The organism is Streptomyces sp. NBC_00370 (assembly GCF_036084755.1).
Taxonomy (GTDB): domain Bacteria; phylum Actinomycetota; class Actinomycetes; order Streptomycetales; family Streptomycetaceae; genus Streptomyces.
This window is the reverse complement of sequence record NZ_CP107968.1, coordinates 3,857,491-3,883,353: the sequence shown is the minus strand read 5'-3', so window position 1 is coordinate 3,883,353 and position 25,863 is coordinate 3,857,491. Positions and strand designations below refer to the sequence as shown.

25 protein-coding genes and 2 pseudogenes are annotated in these 25,863 nt (G+C 69.7%); 16 read left to right on the top strand and 11 right to left on the bottom strand.

The features are described from left to right. The first annotated feature begins 34 nt into the window (after window positions 1-34). Window positions 35-367, top strand: a complete 333-nt coding sequence (locus OHS57_RS17270) for a DUF2516 family protein (protein WP_328582532.1) — start codon at window positions 35-37, stop codon at window positions 365-367. On the opposite strand, the gene OHS57_RS17265 is transcribed toward OHS57_RS17270, so the two are convergent. From OHS57_RS17265 to OHS57_RS17255, 3 genes are all read right to left on the bottom strand, one after another. Further along, window positions 349-1,755, bottom strand: a complete 1,407-nt coding sequence (locus OHS57_RS17265) for a PP2C family protein-serine/threonine phosphatase (RefSeq protein WP_328582531.1) — start codon at window positions 1,753-1,755, stop codon at window positions 349-351. The genes OHS57_RS17270 and OHS57_RS17265 overlap by 19 nt on opposite strands. A gap of 420 nt (window positions 1,756-2,175) precedes the next feature. Further along, the gene (locus tag OHS57_RS17260; protein WP_328582530.1) at window positions 2,176-3,381 is read right to left on the bottom strand and encodes a C40 family peptidase; all 1,206 of its coding nucleotides are present in this window, start codon (window positions 3,379-3,381) and stop codon (window positions 2,176-2,178) included. A 199-nt stretch (window positions 3,382-3,580) separates the two neighbouring features. Next, on the bottom strand, window positions 3,581-4,309 hold the full coding sequence (locus OHS57_RS17255; protein WP_328585090.1) for a class I SAM-dependent methyltransferase: 729 nt from the start codon (window positions 4,307-4,309) through the stop codon (window positions 3,581-3,583). Between the two features lie 395 nt (window positions 4,310-4,704). On the opposite strand from OHS57_RS17255, the gene mshA reads away from it, so the two are divergent. From mshA to OHS57_RS17230, 5 genes are all read left to right on the top strand, one after another. After that, window positions 4,705-6,048, top strand: a complete 1,344-nt coding sequence (gene mshA, locus OHS57_RS17250) for a D-inositol-3-phosphate glycosyltransferase (RefSeq protein WP_041988035.1) — start codon at window positions 4,705-4,707, stop codon at window positions 6,046-6,048. 5 nt (window positions 6,049-6,053) lie between these two features. Further along, window positions 6,054-6,662 carry a YbjN domain-containing protein gene (locus OHS57_RS17245; RefSeq protein ID WP_328582529.1) on the top strand — a complete coding sequence of 203 codons (609 nt, stop codon included), beginning with the start codon at window positions 6,054-6,056 and terminating at the stop codon, window positions 6,660-6,662. 105 nt (window positions 6,663-6,767) lie between these two features. Continuing rightward, window positions 6,768-8,372, top strand: coding sequence for a glycosyl hydrolase family 28-related protein (locus OHS57_RS17240; protein ID WP_328582528.1), 1,605 nt, complete (start codon window positions 6,768-6,770; stop codon window positions 8,370-8,372). A 178-nt stretch (window positions 8,373-8,550) separates the two neighbouring features. Continuing rightward, the gene (locus OHS57_RS17235; protein ID WP_328582527.1) at window positions 8,551-9,378 is read left to right on the top strand and encodes a M12 family metallo-peptidase; all 828 of its coding nucleotides are present in this window, start codon (window positions 8,551-8,553) and stop codon (window positions 9,376-9,378) included. Between the two features lie 63 nt (window positions 9,379-9,441). Then, complete coding sequence (locus OHS57_RS17230; protein ID WP_443042907.1) at window positions 9,442-11,097, top strand: MFS transporter; 1,656 nt, start codon at window positions 9,442-9,444, stop codon at window positions 11,095-11,097. A 13-nt stretch (window positions 11,098-11,110) separates the two neighbouring features. On the opposite strand, the gene OHS57_RS17225 is transcribed toward OHS57_RS17230, so the two are convergent. Both OHS57_RS17225 and OHS57_RS17220 read right to left on the bottom strand, forming a co-directional pair. Beyond that, on the bottom strand, window positions 11,111-12,220 hold the full coding sequence (locus tag OHS57_RS17225) for a nitric oxide synthase oxygenase (protein WP_328582526.1): 1,110 nt from the start codon (window positions 12,218-12,220) through the stop codon (window positions 11,111-11,113). Then, window positions 12,213-12,716 carry a hypothetical protein gene (locus tag OHS57_RS17220; protein ID WP_328582525.1) on the bottom strand — a complete coding sequence of 168 codons (504 nt, stop codon included), beginning with the start codon at window positions 12,714-12,716 and terminating at the stop codon, window positions 12,213-12,215. Before OHS57_RS17220 ends, OHS57_RS17225 begins: the two co-directional genes overlap by 8 nt. Before the next feature lie 181 nt (window positions 12,717-12,897). Here OHS57_RS17220 and OHS57_RS17215 point away from each other — a divergent pair, with 181 nt between their 5' ends. Then, window positions 12,898-13,659, top strand: coding sequence for a phosphoglyceromutase (locus OHS57_RS17215; protein WP_328582524.1), 762 nt, complete (start codon window positions 12,898-12,900; stop codon window positions 13,657-13,659). Window positions 13,660-13,739: 80 nt separating this feature from the next. Here the strand turns inward: OHS57_RS17215 and OHS57_RS17210 are convergent, their stop codons facing one another. Further along, window positions 13,740-13,940 (bottom strand): hypothetical protein, encoded by a 201-nt coding sequence (locus tag OHS57_RS17210; RefSeq protein ID WP_328582523.1) that lies wholly within the window; start codon window positions 13,938-13,940, stop codon window positions 13,740-13,742. A 548-nt stretch (window positions 13,941-14,488) separates the two neighbouring features. Beyond that, window positions 14,489-14,716 (bottom strand): annotated as a pseudogene (locus tag OHS57_RS17205) (site-specific integrase); the annotation flags it as partial. Here OHS57_RS17205 and OHS57_RS17200 point away from each other — a divergent pair. Then, a pseudogene (locus OHS57_RS17200) lies at window positions 14,712-14,900 on the top strand (UTRA domain-containing protein); the annotation flags it as partial. The pseudogenes OHS57_RS17205 and OHS57_RS17200 sit on opposite strands and share 5 nt — an antisense overlap. 76 nt (window positions 14,901-14,976) lie before the next feature. Here OHS57_RS17200 and OHS57_RS17195 read toward each other — a convergent pair. Together OHS57_RS17195 and OHS57_RS17190 are read right to left on the bottom strand one after the other, a co-directional pair. Then, window positions 14,977-15,501 (bottom strand): DUF1877 domain-containing protein, encoded by a 525-nt coding sequence (locus OHS57_RS17195; RefSeq protein ID WP_328582522.1) that lies wholly within the window; start codon window positions 15,499-15,501, stop codon window positions 14,977-14,979. Between the two features lie 375 nt (window positions 15,502-15,876). After that, a complete protein-coding gene (locus OHS57_RS17190; protein ID WP_443043076.1) occupies window positions 15,877-16,164 on the bottom strand; it encodes a DUF6928 family protein in 288 nt (95 codons plus the stop codon). Window positions 16,165-16,226: 62 nt separating this feature from the next. Here OHS57_RS17190 and OHS57_RS17185 point away from each other — a divergent pair, with 62 nt between their 5' ends. Then, a complete protein-coding gene (locus OHS57_RS17185; protein ID WP_328585260.1) occupies window positions 16,227-16,706 on the top strand; it encodes a hypothetical protein in 480 nt (159 codons plus the stop codon). A 195-nt stretch (window positions 16,707-16,901) separates the two neighbouring features. Then, a complete protein-coding gene (locus tag OHS57_RS17180) occupies window positions 16,902-17,291 on the top strand; it encodes a DUF4265 domain-containing protein (RefSeq protein WP_328582521.1) in 390 nt (129 codons plus the stop codon). Between the two features lie 513 nt (window positions 17,292-17,804). On the opposite strand, the gene phoU is transcribed toward OHS57_RS17180, so the two are convergent. Next, window positions 17,805-18,485, bottom strand: a complete 681-nt coding sequence (gene phoU, locus OHS57_RS17175; protein ID WP_041988051.1) for a phosphate signaling complex protein PhoU — start codon at window positions 18,483-18,485, stop codon at window positions 17,805-17,807. Window positions 18,486-18,739: 254 nt separating this feature from the next. Between phoU and OHS57_RS17170 the strand changes: the two genes are divergently transcribed. Together OHS57_RS17170 and OHS57_RS17165 are read left to right on the top strand one after the other, a co-directional pair. Next, window positions 18,740-20,008, top strand: a complete 1,269-nt coding sequence (locus OHS57_RS17170) for a sensor histidine kinase (protein WP_041988053.1) — start codon at window positions 18,740-18,742, stop codon at window positions 20,006-20,008. Continuing rightward, entirely contained in the window at window positions 20,005-20,685 is a 681-nt protein-coding gene (locus tag OHS57_RS17165; RefSeq protein WP_041988055.1) for a response regulator transcription factor, read from the top strand. Before OHS57_RS17170 ends, OHS57_RS17165 begins: the two co-directional genes overlap by 4 nt. Before the next feature lie 167 nt (window positions 20,686-20,852). On the opposite strand, the gene OHS57_RS17160 is transcribed toward OHS57_RS17165, so the two are convergent. Then, window positions 20,853-21,530, bottom strand: a complete 678-nt coding sequence (locus OHS57_RS17160) for a DUF461 domain-containing protein (RefSeq protein ID WP_328582520.1) — start codon at window positions 21,528-21,530, stop codon at window positions 20,853-20,855. A gap of 692 nt (window positions 21,531-22,222) precedes the next feature. On the opposite strand from OHS57_RS17160, the gene OHS57_RS17155 reads away from it, so the two are divergent. The 4 genes from OHS57_RS17155 (at window position 22,223) to cysS (ending at window position 25,847) form a co-directional block, all read left to right on the top strand. Further along, window positions 22,223-22,705 (top strand): CarD family transcriptional regulator, encoded by a 483-nt coding sequence (locus OHS57_RS17155; protein WP_003953493.1) that lies wholly within the window; start codon window positions 22,223-22,225, stop codon window positions 22,703-22,705. A 295-nt stretch (window positions 22,706-23,000) separates the two neighbouring features. Beyond that, entirely contained in the window at window positions 23,001-23,747 is a 747-nt protein-coding gene (ispD, locus tag OHS57_RS17150; protein WP_041995885.1) for a 2-C-methyl-D-erythritol 4-phosphate cytidylyltransferase, read from the top strand. Further along, window positions 23,737-24,243 carry a 2-C-methyl-D-erythritol 2,4-cyclodiphosphate synthase gene (ispF, locus tag OHS57_RS17145; protein ID WP_041988072.1) on the top strand — a complete coding sequence of 169 codons (507 nt, stop codon included), beginning with the start codon at window positions 23,737-23,739 and terminating at the stop codon, window positions 24,241-24,243. Before ispD ends, ispF begins: the two co-directional genes overlap by 11 nt. 203 nt (window positions 24,244-24,446) lie before the next feature. Then, a complete protein-coding gene (cysS, locus tag OHS57_RS17140) occupies window positions 24,447-25,847 on the top strand; it encodes a cysteine--tRNA ligase (protein WP_041988075.1) in 1,401 nt (466 codons plus the stop codon). The last annotated feature ends 16 nt before the right edge of the window (window positions 25,848-25,863 follow it).

The following is a 25,863-nucleotide window of genomic DNA, read 5'->3' as shown; positions in this document are numbered from 1 at the left end:
GGCTCAGGCCACCACTCCCTAGGCGGTGCTCAGCATGTTGCTCTCCGGATTCAACACGGTTCTGTCGATCCTCAGTCTGGCCATGCTCGTTCTCGCCGTGGTCGCGCTGATCTTCGCCGCGTTGGCCCGTAAGGACGCCTACCCCGCCGCCGAGAAGAAGACCAAGACGTTCTGGGTGGCCATCCTGGCCGCCGTCGTCGCGGTCAACCTGCTCATTCCGATGCTGTTCCTGCAGATCGCGGGGCTCGTCGCGACCATCGTCTTCATGGTCGACGTACGGCCCGCCGTCCGCGCGGTGTCCGGCGGCGGCCGCAGGGGCGGGTCGAGCAGCGACGGTCCGTACGGGCCCTACAACGGCGGACGCTGAGCCGGCAGCCGCGGCAGCGCGCCCGGCCCCGCCCCCGGCCCCCGTCCCGGCACCGGCAGCACCCCCGGGGACGAGGGCGGCGCCACGGCCGGAGCCGGGGCTGAGGTCGTCGACCCGGCCGCAGTCGTGGCCTGGGCAGTGGCCGTCTCCGGGCCCCGGCCCAGCAGCAGCACCGCCACATCGTCGTTCAGCTCGCCGCCGTTCAGCTCCCGCGCGCGGGCGACAGCCGCCTCCAGCAGCTCCTCGCCGCGCAGCCCGCGGGCGAGCTGGCTGTTGATCATGCCGACCATGCCGTCCTCGCCCAGCCGCTCACTCGCGCCGGGCCCCACGCGGCCCTCGATCAGCCCGTCCGTGTACATCATCACACTCCACGACCCGCCGAGCTGCACCTGCGTACGTGGCCAGCGGGCGCGCGGCAGCAGGCCGAGGGCCGGTCCGTTGTCCCCGTGCGGCAGCAGCCGGGCCGGCTGTCCCGGCCGGTTGAACAGCGGCGCCGGATGCCCGGCCAGGCACAGCCCGGCGCTCCGGCCGTCCGGCGCGATGTCGACGGTGCAGAGCGTCGCGAAGATCTCGTCGCTCTCCCGTTCGTGCTCCAGCACCTGCTGGAGCGTGGAGAGCAGCTGGTCACCGCAGAACCCGGCCAGCGTCAGCGCCCGCCAGGCTATGCGCAGCTCGACGCCGAGCGCGGCCTCGTCCGGGCCATGGCCGCAGACGTCGCCGATCATGGCGTGCACCGTGCCGTCCGGGGTGCGGATCGTGTCGTAGAAGTCCCCGCCCAGCAGCGCGCGCGAGCGGCCGGGCCGGTAGCTGGCGGCGAAGCGCAGGTCAGAGCCTTCGAGCAGCGGGGTCGGCAGCAGGCCGCGCTCCAGCCGGGCGTTCTCCTGGGCGCGCAGCACGGACTCGGTGAGCTGGCGCTGCGCGATGTCCGCGCGCTTGCGTTCGACGGCGTAGCGGATGGCGCGGCTCAGCAGCCGGCCGTCCAGCTCGTCGCGGAACAGGTAGTCCTGCGCCCCCGCCCGTACGGCGGCGGCAGCGCGCTCGCTGTCGCCCTCGGCGGCCAGCGCCAGCACGGCGTGGCGCGGCGCGAGCCGCAGGACGCTCTTGAGCGGCGCCAGCTCGTCGCTGTCGGTCATGCCCGGCAGGGCGAGGTCCACGAGGATGCAGTGGATGTCGTCGGTGAGCAGCCGCTCGGCCTCGGTGAGGTTACGCGCGGTACGGATCCGGACGCGGGTACCTGCCCCCTCGGGCAGCTCCGGTACGGAGAAGGAGCCCGCAGGATCGTCCTCGATCACCAGGAGCATGAGGTCGCCGCCGTCGGCGGTCTCCGCGGCAGGGAGGTTCCTCTCTGTTTCTGAACCTGTGCGCTGCCGCGGTACGGGTACGGGCATCGGTCTTGGTTTCCTTCCCTCCCCCCGAGGGCGCGGTGGGACGACGATCGACGCCCCACCAGACGGGGACCTTAGCGGTAGCCGGAGCCGTAATGGAATGCCGTACGGGTGATGAGCCTCTGTCATATGCCTCCGCATATGCCCTGCCCGTAAGGCATCCGACAGTAATTCGGCGGGATTCCGGCAGGAATCGGGCGGCGGTGTGCGGCGCGCCGGCCGTCGGCCATCCGGGTTGCCATGATGAACGTCACGTGACCGGCTGCTGCTCAGCCGGTCAGAACATGCGCTGCGTCACAGCCCGTCGCACGGCCCGGGGCGCGGCCGGGGCCACGGCCTCCGTCACGGCACCGGGGGCACGGCCTGCGTCACGGCATCGGGGCGCAGCCGGGCGCACGGCCTGCGTCACGGCACGCCCGGCCGTCACTTGTCCGGCCGTACGACCCCCAGGATCTGCATCGACCCCGCGCCCGTCACCGACACGTTCCGCCCCGGCCGCGGCGCCTGGATGATCGAGCCGTCCCCTATGTACAGGGCCACATGGCTGGCGTCGTTGAAATAGATGATCAGATCGCCGGGCCGCATGTCCTTGACCGCGACATGCGGCAGCTGCCGCCACTGCTCCTGCGAGGTGCGCGGGATGGTCCGCCCGGCCGCGAGCCACGCCTGTGACGTGAGCCCCGAGCAGTCGTACGAGGCCGGTCCCTCGGCGCCCCACACGTACGGCTTGCCGATCTGCTCCGTCGCGAACGCGATGGCCTTCTTGCCCTGCGTGCTCGCGCCGCGGTTGATGTCCGTGATCGCGCCTGAGCTGAGCCAGGCGGTCTGCGCGCGGTACGCCGCGTCCTGCTCCAGCCGCGCCAGCCGGGCCCGGTCGTCCTTCTTCAGGCTCGCTTCGAGCTTCTCGGCGGCGGCGATCTGCTTGGTGATCTCCTTCTTCGCCTTGTCCCGCTTGAGCCTGTTGGCTTCGAGCTTCTGCCACTGGGAGCTGGCGTCCGCCGCGTACGTCTCCAAGTCCTGCTGCGTACCGGTCAGTTCGGCCAGCAGGTCATGGGTGGCCTTCTGGCCTTCCTTCAGCCTGCCGACACCGTCGAGGAAGAGCTGCGGGTCGTCGGTCAGGACGAGTTGGGCCTCGGGCGGCAGCCCGGAACCCCGGTACTGGGCGCGCGCCGTGGCGCCCATCCGCGTCTTCAGCCCGTCGATCCTGAGCTGCCCCCGCACGATCTGCTGGGCGATACCCACGACTTCGGACGACTGCTTGGTGGTCTGCTCCTCGGCGAGGTTGTACGCGTCGGTGGCCGAGGCCGCTTTACGGTAGAGGCCGTCGATCTCAAGTCGTACCTGGTCGAGCGTCTTCGGACCGGTGCCGGGAGCACCCGGCGGCAGTTCAATGGGCGGCGGGGCCACGGGCGCCGGGGAGTTCGACGCCAGGGGCGCGGAGTTCGGCGGTACGGCCGGGGAGTTCGAGGGGGCGGCCGGGGAGTTCGGCGGTGCGGGTGACCTGGCAGGCGTCGACGTCGGCGCCGGGCGCGGCGCCGCGTACGCGCTGTTCGTCAACTCCGGGGCTGTGAGCACGGCGAGAGCGCAGACGAGACTGATCGCGGCCGCAGCGCAGCGACGTCGGCTCACAAGCTCCCCCTCAGGACCCGCCCCAGTACCCAACTCGCGTCACAGCGGCACCCGCGCTACCGCGTCACTGCGTTACCTCGTCGTGATCGTGCCATGTCCGGCATGAAAACGACAGAGGCAGTCAGATCCTCACAGGATGGCCGCGGCGCATGTGTCGGTGCCGCGGGTATCAGTGCCGCACGTGTCGGTGTCGCGGGTGTCAGGACGAAGTCGGAGCCAGCGCCGACCAGTTCACGGTCACTTCACCCTGCCGCCACCGCCGTCTGTCACCGGCGAGCGGCCAGTCCGCCGACAGGTCGCCTACGGCCCTGATCCAGCGCTGCCGCGCGCTCAGCGAGGAGTACGGCGCCGCGGCGGCCCACGCCCGGTCGAAGTCGCGAAGGAACGCGTGCACCGGCTCGCCCGGCACATTGCGGTGGATGAGCGCCTTCGGCAGCCGTTCCGCGAGGTCGGACGGCCGGTCGAGCGACCCGAGCCGGGTCGCGAACGTCACCGTCCTGGGCCCCTCGGGGCCGAGCGCCACCCACACGTGCCGCCGACCGATCTCGTCGCAGGTCCCCTCGACCAGCAGCCCGTCCGGGGCGAGCCGTCCGCGCAGCCGCTCCCAGACCGCCGCGACCTCGTCCTCCGCGTACTGGCGCAGCACGTTGGCCGCCCGGATCAGCACCGGACGCCGCCCGACGGGCAGCGGGATCTCGAAGCCGCCGTGCACGAAGCGGAGCCCCGCCGCCTCGTACGGCAGCGCGGCGGCGACCCTGGCCTGGTCGATCTCGACGCCCACGACCTCGGTGCGCGGCTCGGCCGTACGCAACCGCCGCAGCAGCTCGACCGCCGTCCAGGGGGCCGCCCCGTACCCCAGGTCGACCACGACCGGATCGGCGGCGGCGCGCAGCGCGGGGCCGTGCACGGCGGTGATCCAGCGGTCCATCCGGCGCAGCCGGTTCTGGCCCGTGGTCCCGCGGGTCACCGTGCCCACCGGACGTCTCGTGCCGTCCCCCGGACGCCCTGTGCCGTCCCCCGGACGCCCTGTGCCGCCCACCGGACGCCCTGTGCCGCCCACCGGGCGTCCTGTGCGCGACGGGGATGCCGGGGTCGGGACGGATGCCATACGAATGAGCCTAACGACCACGGGTATCCGGAACGACGGCGTCAGTGGTTGAGTGACCGCCGGTAATGATTTGGCAAAACGGAAATGCGGAGATCCCGTCCGCTGTTGCCAGGTGGCGGAGGGCGTTAATGCCCTCTCTTTGTCGTGCGCGGAACGCGCGGACCGGGCACCACGCCCTGGCGCGCATCACGCCCCAGAGCGAGAGGACCGTCGTAGTGAGCCAGTACGTGTCCCGCATCGCCGGCACGTTGGTCGCACCTCCCCGGCTCCGCATCCCGGGCCAGTCCCGCAGACCGCGCCGTATCGCCATGCTGAGTGTGCACACCTCCCCGCTGCACCAGCCGGGGACCGGCGACGCGGGCGGCATGAACGTCTACATCGTCGAGCTGGCCAAGCGGCTGGCCGCCATCGACATCGAGGTCGAGATCTTCACCCGCGCCACGACCGGCGGCCTGCCGCCCGTGGTGGAGCTGGCGCCGGGTGTGCTCGTACGACACGTCGACGCGGGCCCGTACGAGGGCCTGGCCAAGGAGGAGCTGCCCGCGCAGCTCTGCGCCTTCACGCACGGCGTGATGCAGGCGTGGGCGGGACACCGCCCCGGCTACTACGACCTGGTCCACTCGCACTACTGGCTCTCCGGGCACGTCGGCTGGCTCGCCTCCGAGCGCTGGGGCGTCCCGCTCGTCCACGCCATGCACACCATGGCGAAGGTCAAGAATGCCTCGCTCGCCGAAGGCGACACCCCCGAACCCGCGGCCCGTGTCATCGGCGAGAGCCAGGTCGTACGGGCCGCCGACCGGCTGATCGCCAACACGGCCGAGGAAGCCGCCGACCTCGTCCGCTTCTACGACGCCGAACCGGCGAAGGCCGCCGTCGTGCACCCGGGCGTCAACCTGGACTGTTTCGCCCCCGCCGACGGCCGCGCCGCGGCGCGCGCCCGGCTCGGGCTGCCTCAGGACGCGTTCGTCCCGCTCTTCGCAGGCCGTATCCAGCCGCTCAAGGCCCCCGACATCCTGCTGCGCGCCGTCGCCGTACTGCTCGACCGCGATCCGTCGCTGCGCGGACGGCTCGTGGTGCCGGTGGTCGGCGGCCCCAGCGGGTCGGGGCTCGCCAAGCCCGAAGGGCTGCAGAAGCTCGCCGCGCGGCTCGGCATCGCCGACGTCGTACGCTTCCGGCCGCCGGTCGGGCAGACGCAGCTCGCCGACTGGTTCAGGGCCGCTTCCGTGCTCGTCATGCCCTCGTACAGCGAGTCCTTCGGCCTGGTCGCCATAGAGGCGCAGGCGGCGGGCACCCCGGTGGTGGCCGCAGCGGTGGGCGGACTGCCCGTCGCGGTACGGGACGACGAGACCGGGTTTCTGGTGTCCGGCCACGAACCGGCCGCCTACGCCGACGCGTTGGGCCGCTTCGTCGACCACCCCGAGCTGGTCGACAGCATGGGCGCCGCGGCCTCCCGGCACGCCCAGTCCTTCGGCTGGGGTACGGCGGCTTCGGCGACGGCGGACGTGTACACGGCGGCGGTGCACGACCGGCGCCGTCGCGTACGCTCGCACCATGGCTGAGGATCATGGCTGAGGAGTACGGGCAGGAGCAGAGCGAACCCCGGGGCAAGTCCGACGGCGGGTCCGGCGGCGGGGCTGCCGGCGGGTCCGGCGGCGAGTCCGGGGGTGACTCCCGGAGCGCCGAGCAGAACGCCGCCGAGATCGTCACGCGGGCGCTCCAGGGCGCCGAGCTGGAGTGGGAGAGCCCGGAGCCCGGGTCGTACGTCGTCACGCTCCCCGGCACCCGCAAGCTGTCCACGACCTGCTCCCTGCGCGTCGGAAAGCACTCGCTGTCGGTCAACGCCTTCGTCGTCCGGCACCCCGACGAGAACACCGATGGCGTCCACCGCTGGCTGCTGGAGCGCAACCTCAAGCTGTACGCGGTGAGTTACGCGGTCGACCGGCTCGGCGACATCTATCTGACCGGCAAGCTCCCGTTGGCCGCCGTGTCCGACGACGAGATCGACAGACTGCTCGGCTCGGTCCTCCAGGAGGCGGACGGGTCGTTCAACACCCTGCTTGAGCTGGGGTTCGCGACCGCGATCCGCAAGGAGTACGCGTGGCGGGTCTCGCGGGGCGAGCCGACGCGGAATCTGGACGCCTTCGCGCATCTCACGCAGCGGCCGGCCGACTGAGGCCTCTCGCGCCCGTCCCCTCCGTCCCTCTCATAACCCTTCCGTAAGCGCTTTCTTCCGTGACATGCTCGGTGCTGCAGAGGGCGATCCGAGGGGGAACAGCGCATGGGTACGTCCGAACTCTGGCGTGAGTTCGCCGGCTCGCCCTACACCCATCCGCAGATCCCCTACGTCGGACAGGCAGGGCAGCGGGGCGGCGCCGAGCGGCTGCCCGAGTATCCGGTCGTTTCCGACGTATGGGAGTACGGCGCCGTGGGCGACGGCGTCACCGACGACGCGCCCGCGATCAACCGCGCCCTCGCCGCCGCGGGGGAGCGGGGCGGCGGCACGGTCACCGTGCCGGCCGGCAGGTACCTGATCAACGACGTGATTCGGATCGGCCACAGCGGTGTCGTGCTGCGTGGCGCGGGCAGTGACCGCACCACCCTGTACGCGCCGCGCGACCTCACCGAGCTGATCGGCCCCTACGGTCCGCGCGACGGCGGCCGGAAGTCCTCCTGGTCCTGGGCGGGCGGACTGCTGTGGCTGTGCCCGCAGGACCGCTGGACCGCGCTGACCGACGCGATCAGGGCCGGACGCTCGCCGCACGAGGGCTGGACCGGCAACGAACGCGACGAGTGGCAGCCCCTCAGCGCGCTCGCACCCGCCGCGCGGGGCGACCGTACGGTCCGAGCCGCCGATGTGTCACGGCTGCGGCCGGGGCAGCTCGTACTGCTCCAGCTCGCCGACGACGCGGACCACACGCTGCTGGCGCACATGGCGGGGGACGGGCCCGGCACCGCCACGTACGACTGGACGGGCAAGACGAAGCTGACGTCGTATCTGCCGTACGAGTGGCCGGTACGGATCGTGGCGGTGGAAGCGGATACGGGTACGGACGCGGCGGGCGAAGGGGGCACGGTCCCCGGCCGCGTCACCCTGGAGCGCCCCCTGCCCCTCGACGCACGCCCCGAGTGGTCCCCGCAGCTCACCACGCTCATCACCCCACTCACCGGCTCGGGCGTCGAGGCGCTGACGCTGGAGGCGGCCGAGACTCCACAGCCGCCGCATCTGCTGGACACCGGTCACAACGGCGTCGTCCTCCAGTGCGCCTACGACTGCTGGGCCGACGACATCGTCGCCCGGCACGTCGACAACGGCTTCGGCCTGGTCGCCGCCTCCGCCTGCACCCTGCGCCGTACCCGTGTCGCCGGGCGCGGCGCGCACCACCCGTACTACTGCCGCGAGGGATCGCACGACAACCTCGTCGAGGACTTCGCGATCGAGCGCCGCACGGCACCGGCGCCCGAGAGCACCCAGTTGCACGGCGTCAACGTCGAGGGTCTGTCCAGTTACAACGTCTGGTCGCGCGGCCGGATGGAGACGGGCACGTTCGACACCCACCGGGGGCTGCCGTTCGCCGCCGTACGGACCGAGGTCACCGTCGCCAACGACGGCCGGCACGGCGGCGACGGTACGGCGGGCCCGCTCTACGGCGCGCGCTTCGTGCACTGGAACGTCACCGTCACCAACGAACGCGCCGGTCTGATCAAGATCGACGAGATCGCGCCGTACAGCGCGACGGTCGGCATCAGCGAGGTGCGCGAGTTCGACCAGATCGATGTGCCGGACTTCGAGGGCGAGTTGCACACGCGCAGCGAGTACTACGGCAGTCCCGAGGCGGTCTTGCCCGTCAATCTGTACGAGGCCCAGCGCACACTGCCCCACTGACGCCCGCGCCTCCGAGCCCACTGCCCCACTGACGCCCACACCTCCCGCCCGCCGGGTCTGCCCCCCGCCCTCGATTCGTTATCAGCACCGGTGACGGACCGTCAGGCATTGGCCTGTATTGTCGCCGGAATCTGAGACAACGACGCCCTCAGACACAACGACGCACCACGGGGACGGTATGAAACACACTCGTCTGGGCCGCAATCTCCTCGTCATAGCCGCCGGCGCCGCTCTCGGCCTGCTGCCCGCGATGTCGGCGAGTGCCGCCGGCACCCAGGTCTACTCGGGCAAGGGCTGGAAGGCCCTCGCCGACATCCACTCGCTGTCCGGCGACGGCACCGGCTACACCATCCAGTTCGCCAGCGCCGACGCCAAGACCAAACTGACCCCGGCGGCCAAGCAGGCCGCGGCGCAGCTCACTTCGGTGACGGGCATCAAGTTCACCCTGTCGACGACGATCAAGGCCTCGACGGAGGCCTGCGCGACCACCCCGCGCCATGTGCTGACCCTGGGCGCCAAGTACCGCCCGCTGGACGGCCAGGCGGGCATGTCCGGTGGCTGGAACTGCTACAACACCGCCGACCGCAGCGCGTGGGGCGGCTGGGCGTGGATCGACACCGAGTACTGGACCGAGCCCAACTGGTTCAGCACCGACGCGACGGTCAACGCGTCCAAGATCAAGAACGCGGTCGTCCACGAGATCGGCCACACGATCGGTCTCGACCACCCCAACAAGGACCTCGACGGTGACGGCACGGTCGCCTCCTTCGAGTGCGACCTGACGACGGACAAGTACCTGCCGGTGATGTGCTCGCCCAACGGCGGCTACACGGCCGCGGCCGACGGCGGCAAGTTCACCTCGCTGGAGACCCCGGGGCTCAAGCAGCTCGCCGCGAACTGGACGCTGCCGGCGCCGGCCGCGAAGAAGGGCCCCGAGACTGTGGCGCCCGGTGCGGGTGCGGGTGTGGGCGTCGAGATGGGCGCGTTCGGCGGCTCCGCCTCGTAACACGCCATGCCTGGTGTACCGGGGATAATCAGAATTCCCCGGTACACAGTGGACAATCCCGGCATGAGTCAGCATGCCGGTAAGAGCGGCGACACCAGCAGCGGCACCAGCAGCACCAGCAGCACCAGCGGCGGCACCGGCGACGGCGCCGAACACGCACCGAACCAGAAAATGGCGCTGGCGGCGATGCTCTTCGCCGTTTCGATGACCTTCATCGACCAGACCATCGTGGCCATCGCCGCGCCGGACATCATCCATGAACTCGGTCTGTCCGCGTCCGGCATGCAATGGGTCGTCAACGCCTATCTGCTGGCGCTGGCGGCCTTCTTCGCGCTCGGCGGCCGGCTGGCCGACATCTTCGGGCACCGCAGGGTGATGGTGATCGGCACGCTGGTCTTCGTCCTGTCGTCCGTCCTGTGCGGCTGCGTACCGAACAACGACTTCGCGCAGAGCTGGCTGATCATCTTCCGCGCCGTCCAGGGGCTCGGCGCCGCGCTGATGTTCCCCGCAGCGCTCGCCGTCGTCATCGCGGTGTTCCCGGTGCAGCGGCGGGGCAGGGCCCTGGCGCTGTTCTTCGGTCTGTCCGGCGCGCTGACCGCCGTCGGGCCGCTGCTCGGCGGCTGGCTCACCGACTGGACCTGGCGGGCTATTTTCTGGGTCAACGTGCCCGTCGCGCTGATCGCCCTCGTCCTGACGGCGCTGGCGAAGATCCCCAACATCGCGCGCCGCGAACCCCTCGACGTACCCGGCGCGATCCTGGTCGCCGGCGGCATGGCGCTGAGCGTCCTCGGCTTCCAGCAGGCGTCGGCCTGGGGCTGGAGCAGCGCCACGACCTGGGCCTGCATCGTGGGCGGCCTGCTGATCCTGGGGCTGTTCGGTGTGTACGAGCTGCAGCAGGCGCATCCGCTGATCAAGCTGCGGGTCTTCCAGGACCGGGCGTTCACCGTCGACATGGTGGTGCTGTTCTTCGCGATGCTCGCCTTCGTCCCGGTCTTCTTCTTCGCCTCGGTCTACGCCCAGGTCTCCCTCAGCGCTTCACCGAACCAGGCCGCGCTCTACCTCCTCTACTTCTTCATCGGCTTCGGCATCGCGTCCCAGTGGGGCGGCCGGATCCTGGACAGCCGGGGCGCGCGCCCCGCCATGAAGCTCGGCACCGCGCTGGGCGCCATCGGGTTCGCGCTGTGGGCCGGCAAGATGACCGACCTGTCCATGCACGACCAGTGGCCGTACGCCGCGCTGGCCGGCGCGGGGATCGGTTTCCTGCTGGCGCCCGCATCGACGGACGCGGTCAACCGCGCGATCGGCGCCTCGTACGGCGAGGTCACCGGCATCACCCAGACCGTACGCAACTACGCGGCGAGCATCGGTCTCGCCGTGTTCGGCACGGTCCTCACGCATGTCACCACCAACCGGGTCGTCGACACACTTGAGTCCAAAGGCGTCCCGGACGGCGCTGCGCACAGCGCCGCCCACACCATCGCCGAATCCATCACGGGCAACGCGGACTCCCGCACCCCGACCGGCTCCGGCCCGGTCGCCACTGCGCTGCGGGACTCCATCGGCGCGATCCGGATGGACTTCGCCGAGGCCAACAGGGCGGTGTTCTACGCGATGGCGGGCGCGCTCGCGGTCGCGTTCGTCTGCTCGTACCTGCACCCGGGCACGAAGGTGACGGGGACGAACGCGGTGGCGGCGCCGGGCCGCACGCAGGTCCCGTAGGGAACCCGGCCGCTCATCGCCAAGCGGCGGGCTGGCGGAAGAAGTTGGGGCGCGCCTCGATCGTCTCGTACGGCCGGTGGAACACCGGTGTGGTGGACGCCGACAGCGGCGGCACGATCCAGTGCTTGTCGGCCGACACCGGGTAGCCCTTGCGCCGCTCACGGTCCTCATGCGTGACGAACTGCCGTGTCACGGTGTGGTGGTCGACCAGATGGACCTCGGCCTGCTGGAACGAGTACAGCACGGCGCGGTTCAGCTCGACCAGCGCCCGGTCCTTCCAGAGGGTCGAGTCGTACGAGGTGTCGATGGCCATGTGCGCGGCGACGAGTGGCAGCAGGTCGTAGCGGTCGGTGTCGGCGAGGTTGCGGGCGCCGATCTCGTAGCCGACGTACCAGCCGTTGAACGGGCAGGCGGGGTAGTCGATCCCGCCGATCTCCATCCGCATGTCGGAGATCGCGGGGACGGCGTGCCAGCGCAGGTCCAGCTCCGCGAACCAGCCGAACTCCGGGTGCGTCAGCGGCACTTCGAGCACGGCGTCCGACGGCAGCTCGAACCAGCGCGGCTCCTCTCCCGGCATCTGGACGATCAGCGGCAGCACGTCGAACCGGCCGCCGCGCCCCTGCCACCCCAACGACCTTGCCATGTCGGTCAGTTCGACGTGGAGCGGGTCGCCGGTGACCGAGCCGTCCGCGTCGCGGTAGCCGGCGTACCGGATCAGCTGCGGGTTCCAGATCCGGATCGCCGAGCCGTCCGGCGCGCGCTGCGGGAAGACGGTGATGACGGGCTGGAGCCGCCCGTCGGCCGACGCCGCACGCAGATGGCCCACGCACGCGTCGAACACCTCCTCGGCGCTGGTGACATCGCGCCGGTCGACGACGCGCAGCGCCTTCCAGTGCAGCCGCCCCACGCACCGCGCGTGGTTGCGCCAGGCCGCCTTCGCGCCGTGCGCCAGCTCCTCGGGGGTGTGCCGGTACGAGCCGGTGGCACGCAGCTCGGCGCGGACGGCGGCGGTACGGACGGTGCGCTCGCTGTCCGTGAGCCAGTCGGCGCCGAGCAGGAAAGCGGCAGCCTCGGCGTAGGCAGCCGGATCCGTAACCGCATCGGCCGCAGTCAGGTCAGTCATCAAGCTCGATACGGAAGCGGACGACCGGCCCGTCGAGGGTGATCGTGGCCTGCCCCTCGGCGCCCGCGTACGCACCCGTGCCGCCGACGACGGCCGAGGGACCGGTGTAGGGCCCGGCACCGAACCGGTCGATCATCGCGCTCAGCGCGATGGTGCCGCGGTCGGTGCGCAGGACGCGCTGGCACTGGGTGATGATGCCGCGGTCGGTGACGGCGACGGCGGAGCACTTGGCACTGCCGTCCCCCATGACCGGGCGGTTCCCGCCTTTGGCAGATCCCTCACGCAACCGAAGATAGGTAACCCAACTGTCGCCGACCTCCGGATGCCGAGGCTCGGTGTCGGCCTGCTTCTCCGCCACCCACGACAGGACGGTCGTGTCGTCGTCGTGGTCGGCGGGCGCGGCCGATCGCGGCAGTACGAACCCGGCGACGGCGACCATGGCGCCGAGGCCGGCGGCAAGACCGACGAGGGCACGGCGCGAACGCGGAGCGGACAAGGGAACCTCCAGGAGGCAGGACGGGAACGGTCGGCCGGCAAGACCAACAGAAAGCAGATCCCGGCCCCATGCTGCCCACCCCCTGCCGCCGACACCGCCGCCGCCACCCGTCCGGCGGCGGCGCACAGGAAGCACACCCGGCGCGGCGGGGGCGCCGACGGGGTCTATTAGGCTCTGGCCCATGGCCGACGCACCGTACAAACTGATCCTCCTCCGCCACGGCGAGAGCGAATGGAACGAGAAGAACCTGTTCACCGGCTGGGTGGACGTCAATCTCAACGACAAGGGCGAGAAGGAGGCGGTCCGCGGCGGTGAGCTGCTCAAGGACGCCGGCCTGCTCCCCGACGTACTCCACACCTCCGTCCTGAAGCGCGCCATCCGCACGGCGCAGCTCGGCCTGGAGGCAGCCGACCGCCACTGGATCCCGGTCCGCCGCTCCTGGCGCCTGAACGAGCGCCACTACGGCGCCCTCCAGGGCAAGGACAAGGCCCAGACCCTGGCCGAGTTCGGCGAGGAGCAGTTCATGCTCTGGCGCCGCTCGTACGACACCCCGCCCCCGGTCCTCGACGCGGCGGGCGAGTACTCCCAGATCAACGACCCCCGCTACGCGACGATCCCCCCGGAGGCCCGCCCCCAGACGGAGTGCCTCAAGGACGTCGTCGTCCGCATGATGCCCTACTGGTACGACAACGTGGTCCCGGACCTCCAGGCAGGCCACACGGTCCTGGTAGTGGCCCACGGCAACAGCCTCCGCGCCCTGGTCAAGCACCTCGACAACATCTCCGACGAGGACATCGCAGCCCTGAACATCCCGACGGGCATCCCGCTGGTCTACGACCTCGACAAGGACTTCCACCCGGTAAAACAGGGCGGCACCTACCTGGACGCGGACGCGGCAGCCGCGGCGATCGAAGCGGTCAAGAACCAGGGCAAGAAGAAGTAACCAGCACAGCTCAAGGCCCCCACCTGCGGTCTTTCCGCCGGTAGGGGCCTTAATGCTGCGCCGGGGCCGTCTCTGGGCCGTCAGCGCCGAATCGACCGGCCCCGCCAAAGCTGAACGCTGACTCGGAACGTCACCAGCAGGGCGATCGGGATGGCGGCCCACGGAGGGGCCGCCGCCCATGTAGCCAGCGCGCCGCCGCCGATGCCGATCAAAGCGAACGGCAGCTCCCGGAGGCTGATGCTGATGACCACGCTGTTCCGTGGCACCATGGACTTCTCCACGCGTGTTACCTGCTTTCAATGCGCTGATGGAGAACCGGGCCGCCTCCCCTGCATGGGAGGCGGCCTCTCCATTCGTGGCTAAACTCTACGGGTATTCCCTCGATCCTTGAAATCCGCAGATGGGCGGCTTGTTCGGCGATCCGGGAACTTCAGGCAGGTAGTACCTGTCCACGTTGGAATGTCGCGTGAGCTTCCGATGAGGTCTTTCCGCTCGCAGATTGTGCGGTGCAGCGGTGCGGAGCCTCGCCAACCGACTCTCAAGCCGCCACCTGCGGAGATGTCAAGGTGGGGTGTCTTTGCACTGTGTGTCCGATAGAAGTGGCATTAGAAGTCGCATTGCAAACAGCATTGTAAGTCGCATTGAAAGCCGCGCTGCAAGTCGTACTGCAAGTCGCATTGCAAGTCGCACTAGGAGTGGCATTAGAAGCCGTAGTATTAGTTGTCGGCTTGCTGTTTGGCTTGTTCTAAGGAAGCCGCATAACAATGACCATCACCGAGTGTAATCGCCAAATTTGTGGTAGATGGTTGTTACGTGATGACTGGAATAGCTAGTACCGTTGAAAGGTCCAGGTCAGGGCTTTGGTGGTGCGCCCGCGGCTGGACGGCATCAGGTGGGCGTAGACACGCAGAGTGAGACCGGGATCGCTGTGCCCCAGGTACTCCGCGTGCGGAGCGCCGGCCGCAGGCACCGGGATGACGCCCGCCGAGGCCAGAGCCGGCTTCCACGCTTCCTCGTTGCGAGAGGTTCGCCAGACGTGACCACCGCGCGGTGCCGTGGAGCAGCTCGAACCGCGGCAGGCGAATGCCGAGGAGGCAACGCTCCTCGGCATCCAGAAGTCCGCCCTTGTCACGCACATCCGGCGGACCTACTACAGCGACCAGGGCCAACCCGTGGAAACTGCGGCCATCGTCATCCCCGCCGCGCTGTGCGAGATCGTCTACGAGATCCCCATCGGCCGGTGTGGACGATCGCGGGATTCCCCAGGCCCAAGTTCACGTAGTGCTCGTAGGGGAGACGCCTACGTTGGGGTCCGAATCAGTCCCACCAGAGCACGACGAGCAGGTGGCGCTTTGCTGCGTCGCTGTAGAAGCCACGCAGGGCGTTGAAGTGCTTTAGCAGGTACTCGCGCGGTCCGCCGGTGATGTGATCAGCCCCGTGGCCGATCAGGCATCCGGCTTCGCGGTTGTCGGTAGGCAGGGTGGCCAGGAGGGAGTGCATGTCGATCTGGTCGAGCAGCTCCGAGACGCTCGCCACTTGAGTGCTGGACAGAGCCGTAGGGGCGGGCCCGAACGGGCCGATGGCGTGCGGGTGCGTACTGAGAAAACCTAGGTCCACAGTGGTGTCGCCGTTGGTGGCCTGGCGGAGAGCGTCGAGGCGAACATCATCGAGGCCAGACACCTCGCCCAGGCGGGTGAGCAAGGCCGGCGCCCAGTCCAGGTCCACGATGTCCGATGCCGGCGGATCCCAGCGAGGATCACCGTCTGGTGAGGCGCTGGCTGACTCGCGGCACGCGGCGAGATACTCCGCCGGAATGCGGGCGAGAAGTTGGGTGACGGCCATGATGGCAGTATCTCGGCGATGTCCATCGGATTCTCTGGCAGTCGCTTGGGGCCGCGCACGATCAGCGGGCACCCATGGTCCATGGGGACACGTGACCGTCGACACCTCTACCCGGACAGCGGGCGCTCGGGAAAGTGCCTGAGTCACGCGATCCGCTCTATCACTCCTTCTGAGCGGGCTCTCGGCGGTGATTCGGGGGCGATAGGTGGGCCGTCTCTGGGCCGCCCGACGGTGCTCAGCAGCCCCGACAACTACCAACGACGACCCACCCGCGGATTCGCTGCGAGGCGGGGGGCGTTGCGGCGCGCTGGGCCGCCTGTGGGCGGGGTCCCGCGAGCGCGGTCCCGGGACGGCGCTGGGCTGCCTCGGTAGCGGCTAGAGGCCGTCCTGTGCGATCAAGACACCGTCAGGTCCCATCGTGTAACTGCGGCGGCCCAGCGCCTCTACTGCTCTCCGCTTCGCCGCCTCGCTCTCCGCAGGATCGGGGCCGTTCGGGTCTCGTACGACGAAGCCGTGGAGCTCAATGTTCTCCGCGTCGACGTCGTCAGACTCCGGCATGCCCTCCTGGATGAAGCCGCAGAGCGCACGCAGCGCGTCTTCGCCGAGCTCCAGAGGGTGGAAGGGCAGTGCGTACGGATCGCCTTCCTCGCCCGGCCACGGAATGATCTCCGCCGGACGGTCAGCGTCATGAGCCCGGCTACTCCGCGAGGCGCTTAACTGCCTGCGTGGTGAACTGGACGCAGATGCGGGACTGCTACGGGGATGTCGAACGCGTCCCCGAACTCCTGGAGTGGGTGGAGCTCGAAGAGGACGCCCAGGCGTGGGACGAACTGGGGTATCGGCTGTGCCTTGAGCACGACCTTGTCTCTCCTGCCAGCTTCGCAGCCCTGCCTCGGCTGGTGCGCCTGGCGTCGAGGAGTGCACGGGCGCGTGGACTGGCCGGGGCGATCACACAGCGCGTGGCAGGGCAGCACGGGTGCGACGATCTGCTGGCTGACTGCGCCGAAGCGATCGTGGAATTGAGTGAGTTGTTGGACCAGCACCTTCGATCGCAGCCGGCGGATTACCTCGCGACCTTCCGCCACCTGCTCGCAGCCGAGGAGCAGTACCACTGGAGCACCGTCCTTGGGGACTTCACCGACGACTTCTACCAGCTGGCCTGTCCCCGGCATCGGCCGGTGGATGTACGAGACGGCCCTCCGTGACGGAGAAGGGGCGCTCGCCGACGGAGTTGCCCATCTCTTCGGCAGCGCCGAGTGTCCACGGTGCGCCAGCGTGTTCAACATCGCAGACGAGTACACGGCCGCCAACCTCCCCGCAATGCGGTGACTTGAGGTGATCAGGTTGTGCCGTCGCCTCGGGCGGTGCGTAAGGCGCCCTGTTCCAGGCATCCTTGCGGGGTGACAGCGCCCGGAGCCAACTACGTCAAGCTTCACTTCCGACTGGAGATAGAGGACGACTGGCCTCCTGTCGGGGTGGAGGGACTATGGGCCATCGACCTTGGGGACGGCATCGTGCGATTGGACAACGTTCCCTGGTTCGTTCCAGGGGTCGCCTGTGGCGATGTGTTCCTTGCGAGTGCCGACGAGGAAGGGCTGTTCTGGGCCGGTGATGTGGTGCGGCCCTCCGAGAACTGCACCATTCGGCTGATCGTGCTGCGCGACAAGGGGTCGGTCGCCGCGCGCCAGAGCGTGCTTGACCTCTTTCGTGACCTTGGGGTTCGTGGGGAGGGGGTCGAGCAGTTCCGGATGGTTGCGCTGGACGTCCCGCCCACTGCCGATCTCGACTAGGTGCAGAGTCTGCTCAACCACGGCGTGGCCCAGGAGTGGTGGGACGTGGAAGAGGGGTGTGTCACCGCTCGGTGGCGCGTTGTCGCCGATGGGCGGTGACGTCGGTCGGAGCGCGAGCCGGAGAGGGACGGCACCGTACGTGTTGAGGGCCCCCGTCCGTAGGCAGGGGCCCTCGTCGTGCGTTGGGTCGGTGTGTCAGCCGCCGCATTGGCAGGGGGCGCCTGACTGGCAGCCGCAGCCGCAGCCTGAGCCGCAGCCGCAGGCGGCCAGCAGGGGGAGGCTGGGCACTTCGGCCGGGGCTGCGGCGGGGGTTGCTTCCGGCGGGGGATCGGTCACGGGGGAATCGGCCATGGGCCCTCCTCGAAGGCGTGCGTCCTCGTAGGCGTACGTCAGTGCCGTCGCCTTGCCCCCATTGGATGCCCAGCACGGCGGGCGCATCAACGGCGCATGTACGCAGACGCTTCCGTACGCCCCCTCGTACGCCCCGACGCGCCGCACGACCCGGTGTGCCGGCTACGCGCCCTCTACCGGGATGTCCGCCTGCTGGATTTCGTCCGCGTGTTCGCCCGTCACCAGGTAGACGACCCGCTTCGCGACCGACACCGCGTGGTCCGCGAAGCGCTCGTAGTAGCGGCCCAGCAGCGTCACGTCCACGGCGGTCTCGATGCCGTGCTTCCAGCGGTCGTCCATCAGGTGCTGGAACAGCGTGCGGTGCAGCAGGTCCATCTCGTCGTCGTCCTGCTCCAGCTGGAGCGCCAGGTCGACGTCCTTCGTGATGATGACCTCGGCGGCCTTCGCCATCAGCCGCTGCGCCAGCTGCCCCATCTCCAGCAGCGTCGTGTGCAGATCGTGCGGCACCGGCGACTCCGGGTAACGCAGCCGCGCCTGCTTGGCGACGTGCTGGGCGAGGTCGCCCGCGCGTTCCAGGTCCGCGCTCATCCGCAGTGACGTGACGACGATCCGCAGATCCGTCGCGACGGGCTGCTGGCGCGCCAGCAGTGCGATGGCGCGCGCCTCCAGCTGGTGCTGCAGGTCGTCGACCTTCTGGTCCGCGGCGATCACGTTCTCCGCGAGCTTCAGGTCGGCGTCGAGCATGGCGGTGGTGGCACGCCCGATGGCGGAACCGACCAGCCGGGCCATCTCGACCAGGTCCTCGCCTATCGAGTCAAGTTCCTCGTGGTACGCGTCCCGCATGGGTGTGTCCCTCTCTTGCTCATGCCGTCTCTTGCTCATGCTCTAGCTCATGGTGAGCTCACGGTGTCGTGCCGGGCCGGGACGGATACCGCGACGTGTCCGGCCCCACGGTCCCACGTTCGGTGCGTTACGCGTCCGGAGCCTCCCGCACAAGTGAACCGGTACTTTCTCCTCGGTGAACTCTGAGCGACGAGTGTTCGAGCAGACACCCGGACGGCTGGGAGAGTGTCCGTGTCCGTGCATAACCTGGAGGCATGGACGTGAACGCGGCTGTCGCCGCATTGGCAGCGATCGCCGGCGTGTGTACCGGCGTGATCGCCATGCTGGCGTTCCGCTGGAGCGAGCGCGACCAGGCGAGACCGACGCGCACCTCGCTCCACACGGATGCCGTACTGCCCCCGGGCGTGGACACCGTGCTCTCCGTGCTCCGCTCGTCGGCCGTCGTACTCGACGAGAGCGACGCCGTGGTCAAGGCCAGCTCCGCCGCGTACGCGCTCGGCCTGGTCCGCGGCGGCAAGCTCGCCGTCGAACCCATGCTGCACATGGCGCGCGACACCCGCAGGGACGGCGAGATACGGCAGGTGGAGCTGGACCTGCCGCGCCGCGGCACCGGCCGCGGCGAAGCCCTCGCCGTGTCGGCGCGGGTCGCGCCGCTCGGCTCCCGGCTGGTCCTGCTGCTGGTGGAGGACCTCACGGAGGCCCGCCGTATCGAAGCCGTACGACGCGACTTCGTCGCCAACGTCAGCCATGAGCTGAAGACCCCCGTCGGCGCGCTCTCGCTGCTCTCCGAGGCTGTCATGGACGCTTCGGACGACCCCGAGGCGGTCACTCGCTTCGCCGGCCGCATGCAGATCGAGGCGACCCGGCTCACCAACCTCGTACAGGAACTCATAGACCTCTCCCGGGTGCAGAACGACGACCCGCTGGAGGACGCCGAGCCGGTACGCGTGGACGAACTCGTCGCCGAGGCCATCGACAGGTCCCGGCATGCTGCGTCCACGAAACAGATCACCATGGCCGCAGGCGGTACTGTCGACCTGCGCGTATGGGGAAACCGCGGCCAGCTCGCAGCGGCCCTCGGCAATCTCGTCGAGAACGCCGTCAACTACTCCCCGGCCCGCACCCGTGTCGGGATCGCGGTGAACCGGGTGACCAACGGCGGCGACGCCGTCGAGATAGCCGTGACCGACCAGGGCATCGGCATCTCGGAAAAGGACCGCGAGCGGGTCTTCGAGCGGTTCTACCGCGTCGACCCCGCCCGCTCCCGCGCCACGGGCGGTACGGGACTCGGCCTCGCCATCGTCAAGCACGTGGCCGCCTCGCACGGCGGGGAGGTCACCGTGTGGAGCTCCGAGGGCCAGGGCTCCACCTTCACCCTGAAGCTCCCCGAGGCGGGCGCCGCACGGGACCGTTCGACACCGATGACCGGCCTGGACGAAGACGACCAGGCCTCCTACAACGCTGACACCAGCCTGGTGCTGGATCCCCCGACCGTGATTCCTGCCCCGGAGGTCCTTCCGTGACCCGAGTGCTCGTCGTCGAGGATGAGGAATCCTTCAGCGACGCTCTTTCCTACATGCTCCGCAAGGAAGGCTTCGAGGTCGCGATCGCGACCACCGGGCCCGCGGGGCTCGACGAGTTCGAACGCAACGGCGCCGACCTCGTCCTCCTCGACCTGATGCTGCCAGGGCTGCCGGGTACGGAGGTCTGCCGACAGCTGCGCGGCAAGTCCAACGTCCCGGTGATCATGGTGACCGCCAAGGACAGTGAGATCGACAAGGTCGTCGGCCTGGAGATAGGGGCCGACGACTACGTGACCAAGCCCTTCTCCTCGCGGGAGCTGGTGGCCCGCATCCGCGCGGTCCTGCGCCGCCGCGGCGAGCCGGAGGAGGTCGCCCCAGCGGCCCTGGAGGCCGGTCCGGTACGGATGGACGTGGACCGCCACGTCGTCACGGTCGCCGGCGGCAAGGTCGACCTCCCGCTCAAGGAGTTCGACCTGCTGGAGATGCTGCTGCGCAACGCGGGCCGGGTGCTGACCCGTATGCAGCTCATCGACCGGGTCTGGGGCGCCGACTACGTCGGTGACACCAAGACCCTCGACGTCCACGTCAAAAGACTCCGCGCGAAGATCGAACCCGACCCGGGCGCGCCGCGCTACCTGGTGACGGTGCGGGGTCTCGGCTACAAGTTCGAGCCGTAAACCGCGGGCCGGCGACACCGCCGGCCGGCAACACCGCGGGCCGGCGACACCGAGGGCCCGCGACACCGCGGGCCGTGAGCCTGCCCGGGGCGCATTACCTCGGGCGCGGCAAGGCGCCCTGTCCGGATCTGACCCGGACAGGGCGCCTTGCCGTACGTACCGATCGCTCAGCCGAAGGTGCTCGCGGACGCCGTCGCCGAGCCCGACGGGTTGCCGGAAGAGCTCTCCGACGGCTTGCCGGACGCGTTGCCCGACGGGGAGCCGGACGGCTCGTCCGACGAGGACTCCGACGGCGAAGCCGAGTCCGAGGCGGATTCCGACGGGGTCGGCAGCGCGCTCGGGCCCACACCCTTGAAGTAGCTCTGCGACGGGACGACCAGGGCGCGCAGCCCCACGTCACCGGTCTTGCTGAAGGTGAAGACGACCTGCTGCGCGTTGCCGTTCATCGCGGCCTCGCTGCCGTTCTCGATGACGGCCGACGCGTTGCCGGCGCCACCGAGCTGCACCGAGCCGAGGGCCGGTACGGAGACGGGGCCCGAGCCCTTGGCCGCCGAGAGCTTCACGGTCGTGTTCGTGCCCGGCAGCTTCACCGCGTCGAGGGTCTGCTTGCTGCGGCCGTTGTTGAAGAGCGTGCCCGTGACGACCGCGGGGCCACCCGCTTCGGCCTTGGGCTGCGTGACGAGGTTCACGTTCTGGAGGGTGATGTCACCGATGGAGGTGGCAGCGCTGTCCGGCTTGACTTGGAGCGTCTGCGCGTTGTTGCCCGCACCGCACGCGGCGAGCGTGGCGAGCGAGAACACGGTGGCAGTAGCGGCGAGGGCGCCGCGTCGAAGGCTGCGGCTCACGGCGGCGGCAACTCCTTGGACGTATACGAAGGAACGGAACGGGAACGGTCGGGCGGTACGGCTGGGCGGAACAGGTCGGGCGGTACGGCTGGGCGGTACAGGTCGTACGTCGTGCTGCTGGCGGCTAAAGGCCTATCAGCGCGCTTAGGTTACCGAGCCGTTGTGGCAGCCCCGCACCCGACCCGCCCCCAACGGCCACCGGCCCCGGGCGGTGCGCCATCAGGGAGCCCCGTTCCTGTCCCCGTTCTCGTCCATAGATCCCGTGGTTTCGTCCGGCGTTCACATAACTCCGTTGATCAATTGTCCCGGCGGCCTCGCATTCACCGCCAATACCGCAGCGCCGGACTATCACCGGCGTATCGCGGGGGCGGAGTGATCAAATTCAGAATCCCTTGCCCGGCGATCCGCACGGATGACCGACATCCGAACGGAGTACGGGAACTTCACCCCTCGGAATCCGGCAAATCGGGACGTTCGCCCTCATCGGAGGGTGTTGTTCGGTGCGTAACGCATGTGTTTCCGTGCGCCCGCGCAACCGCTCCGACCTGCGAATACCGTCTCCAGGAAGCTGCTCGCAGCACGTTCAGGTTGCTGTTGTCAAGCCCCGAGATGCGCCCTGACCTGCGAAAACACCATTCAGAACGGGGCATTCTCGTGTTACCCTGGATAGCCACGGAAGGGGTACCTGTCACATGACGTTCAAGGTTGGCGACACCGTGGTCTATCCCCATCACGGGGCCGCGCTGATCGAGGCCATCGAAACTCGCCAGATCAAAGGCGTGGACAAGACCTACTTGGTGCTCAAGGTCGCCCAAGGCGACTTGACGGTGCGCGTACCCGCGGACAATGCGGAGTTCGTCGGCGTGCGCGATGTGGTCGGTCAGGATGGACTGGACCGGGTCTTCGAGGTGCTTCGAGCACCGTACGCAGAGGAGCCGACAAACTGGTCCCGACGCTACAAGGCAAATCTGGAGAAGCTCGCCTCCGGGGATGTCATCAAGGTCGCGGAAGTCGTACGTGACCTGTGGCGCCGTGAGCGTGAGCGCGGACTCTCCGCCGGTGAGAAGCGCATGCTCGCCAAGGCGCGGCAGATTCTGGTGAGCGAGCTCGCTCTCGCGGAGAACACGAACGAAGACAAGGCCGAGGCTCTGCTCGACGAGGTCCTCGCGTCCTGAATCACGAATGCCGTGGTGCCCGCTGACCAGCTACGCGGAAGATGCTGAGTCGCCGGGCGCTCCGGCATGTCCGTATATCCCCACCCCGTCCGACATCCGTCGCACATTCCCCGTACACACGACCGTAGCCGATTGGTCGTCCGGCGTGCCGGGCTTATCTGGCGTGCCGGGCCCGGCAGCTGGCGCAGCTCGTCTCGACCATGTGTCACGGAAGGGTCCGGTCAAGGCGTCGCGCCCGGCACGCTCAGGCCATACCCACGTCGGCCGAGGACACAAACCTGCCGGAGTGGAACCGATGTCAGACGAAGCCAGCCCGCACCGAACCGCCGCCGTGATCCCCGCGGCGGGCCGGGGCGTACGGCTCGGCCCCGGCGCCCCCAAGGCGCTGCGCGGCCTGGGCGGCACCCCCATGCTGATCCACGCGGTACGGGCGATGGCGGCGTCCCGCGCCGTGTCGCTCGTCGTCGTGGTCGCGCCGCCCGACGGCGCGGGCGAGGTGAAGAACCTCCTCGACGAGCACGCGCTGCCGCAGCGCACCGACTACCTGGTCGTACCGGGCGGCGAGACCCGCCAGGAATCCGTACGGCTCGGCATCGAGGCGCTGCCCGAGGGCATCACCACCGTCCTCGTCCATGACGCGGCCCGCCCGCTGGTGCCGGTCGACACCGTGGACGCCGTCGTGGACGCCGTACGGGACGGCGCGGTCGCCGTCGTCCCCGCACTGCCCGTCTCCGACACCGTCAAGCAGGTCGAGCCGCGGCCGAAGGGCGAGCCGGAACCGGTCGTCGCGACGCCCGACCGGGCCACGCTGCGCGCCGTACAGACCCCCCAGGGCTTCGACAGGGCCACGCTCCAGCTGGCCCACGAGACGGTGGTCCAGCGCGGCGAAGGCGCCACGGACTGCGCGGGGATGGTCGAGCAGCTCGGCTCGCCCGTCGTGGTCGTACCGGGCCACGAGGAGGCGTTCAAGGTGACCCGGCCGCTCGACCTGGTGCTGGCCGAGGCGGTTCTCGCCCGGAGGAGGGCCAACGATGAGTTCTGACGTGACGCGTACGGACCGGGTGGTCCTCCCGCAGGTCGGGATCGGCACCGATATCCACGCCTTCGAGGAAGGCCGCGAACTCTGGTGCGCCGGTCTCCTCTGGGAGAACGAAGGCCCGGGGCTCGCCGGCCACTCCGACGCCGATGTCGTCGCCCACGCCGCCTGCAACGCGCTCTTCTCCGCGGCCGGCCTCGGCGACCTCGGCGCGCACTTCGGCACAGGCAGGCCCGAGTGGTCGGGCGCCTCCGGGCTCACGCTGCTGACCGAGGCAGCGCGGATCGTACGCGACGGCGGTTTCGCCATCGGGAACGTCGCCGTGCAGGTCGTGGGGTTGCGGCCGAAGATCGGCAAGCGCAGGGAAGAGGCGCAGAAGGTCCTCTCCGAAGCCGTCGGCGCGCCCGTCTCCGTATCGGCGGCGACCTCCGACGGTCTCGGGTTCACCGGCAGGGGCGAGGGGCTGGCCGCCGTCGCGACCGCGCTCGTCGTCCGTACGTAGAGACGTAAGCAGGAGACGTAAGCAGGAGACGTAAGGGGGGCGGCGGGCGTCACCGTACGCCGGTACGGGTGACGCCGGCGCCCCTCGCTCCATCCCCGGACCGCCCCTCACGCCGTCCCCGGATCGTTCCCCGGACCAGATTTCCGTGTCCCCGTTGCCCAAAGCGTCCCGGGGCACTGTCCCGGGCGCACTACCCTTGTCGCGTGACTATTCGGCTGTACGACACCGGCGCCCGGCAGATCCGTGACTTCGTCCCGCTCACCCCGGGCTGTGTCTCGATCTACCTCTGCGGCGCCACCGTGCAGGCCGCCCCGCACATCGGACACATCAGGTCCGGGCTGAACTTCGACATCATGCGCCGCTGGTTCACGCACCGCGGCTACGACGTCACGTTCATCCGCAACGTCACCGACATCGACGACAAGATCATCACGAAGTCGGCCGAGCAGGGCCGGCCCTGGTGGGCGATCGGGTACGAGAACGAGCGCGCGTTCAACAGCGGTTACGACGTCCTCGGCTGCCTGCCGCCCAGCTACGAGCCCCGCGCGACCGGCCACATCACCGAGATGATCGAGATGATGCGGGTCCTCATCGAGCGCGGCAACGCGTACGAGTGCGAGGGCAACGTCTACTTCGACGTGCGGTCCTTCCCCGACTACCTCCAGCTCTCCAACCAGGACATCGACGACCTGCGCCAGCCGTCCGGCGACAACGAGACGGGCAAGCGCGATCTGCGGGACTTCGCCCTGTGGAAGGCCGTCAAGCCCGGCGAGCCCAGCTGGGAGACGCCCTGGGGCCGTGGCAGGCCCGGCTGGCACCTGGAGTGCTCGGCGATGGCGCACAAGTACCTGGGCGCCGCCTTCGACATCCACGGCGGCGGACTCGACCTGATCTTCCCGCACCACGAGAACGAGATCGCGCAGGCCAAGGCGTACGGCGACGACTTCGCGCAGTACTGGGTGCACAACGCCTGGGTCACCATGAGCGGCGAGAAGATGTCCAAGTCGCTGGGCAACTCGGTGCTGGTCTCCGAGATGGTCAAGCGCTGGCGGCCCATCGTGCTGCGCTACTACCTCGGCACCCCGCACTACCGCTCGATGATCGAGTACAGCGAGGAGGCGCTGCGCGAGGCCGAGTCGGCGTTCGCGCGGATCGAGGGCTTCATCCAGCGCGTCGTGGAGAAGAACGGCGGCGCGGCCCCCGCGGCCGACGAGGTGCCGCCGGCCTTCGCCGACGCGATGGACGACGACCTCGGGGTGCCGCAGGCCCTCGCGATCGTGCACACCACCGTCCGGCAGGGGAACTCAGCGCTCGCCGCCGACGACAAGGAAGCGGCTGTCGCCCGGCTCGCCGAGGTGCGCGCCATGCTCGGTGTCCTCGGCCTCGACCCGCTGGACGAGCACTGGGCGGGCGAGACCGACCGGGGCGAGGATCTGCACGGCGTGGTCGACACCCTCGTACGGCTGGTGCTCGACCAGCGTGAGGCGGCGCGCGGCCGCAAGGACTGGGCCACCGCCGACGCCATCCGCGACCAGCTCCAGCAGTCGGGGCTGTCCGTCGAGGACAGCGCCTCGGGGCCCCGCTGGACGCTGGGCCCGCGCTGACCACGGCCGCGGTTAC

Excerpts from the sequence above, each read along its gene's own strand:
- OHS57_RS17170 (WP_041988053.1), top strand. The coding sequence starts at position 18,740 with ATGGACGTGAACGCGGCTGTCGCCGCATTGGCAGCGATCGCCGGCGTG.
- OHS57_RS17255 (WP_328585090.1), bottom strand. The coding sequence starts at position 4,309 with ATGGACCGCTGGATCACCGCCGTGCACGGCCCCGCGCTGCGCGCCGCC.
- OHS57_RS17235 (WP_328582527.1), top strand. The coding sequence starts at position 8,551 with ATGAAACACACTCGTCTGGGCCGCAATCTCCTCGTCATAGCCGCCGGC.
- phoU (WP_041988051.1), bottom strand. The coding sequence starts at position 18,485 with ATGCGGGACGCGTACCACGAGGAACTTGACTCGATAGGCGAGGACCTG.
- ispF (WP_041988072.1), top strand. The coding sequence starts at position 23,737 with ATGAGTTCTGACGTGACGCGTACGGACCGGGTGGTCCTCCCGCAGGTC.
- OHS57_RS17155 (WP_003953493.1), top strand. The coding sequence starts at position 22,223 with ATGACGTTCAAGGTTGGCGACACCGTGGTCTATCCCCATCACGGGGCC.
- OHS57_RS17240 (WP_328582528.1), top strand. The coding sequence starts at position 6,768 with ATGGGTACGTCCGAACTCTGGCGTGAGTTCGCCGGCTCGCCCTACACC.
- OHS57_RS17195 (WP_328582522.1), bottom strand. The coding sequence starts at position 15,501 with ATGGCCGTCACCCAACTTCTCGCCCGCATTCCGGCGGAGTATCTCGCC.
- OHS57_RS17215 (WP_328582524.1), top strand. The coding sequence starts at position 12,898 with ATGGCCGACGCACCGTACAAACTGATCCTCCTCCGCCACGGCGAGAGC.
- OHS57_RS17230 (WP_443042907.1), top strand. The coding sequence starts at position 9,442 with ATGAGTCAGCATGCCGGTAAGAGCGGCGACACCAGCAGCGGCACCAGC.
- OHS57_RS17265 (WP_328582531.1), bottom strand. The coding sequence starts at position 1,755 with ATGCCCGTACCCGTACCGCGGCAGCGCACAGGTTCAGAAACAGAGAGG.
- OHS57_RS17225 (WP_328582526.1), bottom strand. The coding sequence starts at position 12,220 with ATGACTGACCTGACTGCGGCCGATGCGGTTACGGATCCGGCTGCCTAC.
- ispD (WP_041995885.1), top strand. The coding sequence starts at position 23,001 with ATGTCAGACGAAGCCAGCCCGCACCGAACCGCCGCCGTGATCCCCGCG.
- OHS57_RS17245 (WP_328582529.1), top strand. The coding sequence starts at position 6,054 with ATGGCTGAGGAGTACGGGCAGGAGCAGAGCGAACCCCGGGGCAAGTCC.
- OHS57_RS17270 (WP_328582532.1), top strand. The coding sequence starts at position 35 with ATGTTGCTCTCCGGATTCAACACGGTTCTGTCGATCCTCAGTCTGGCC.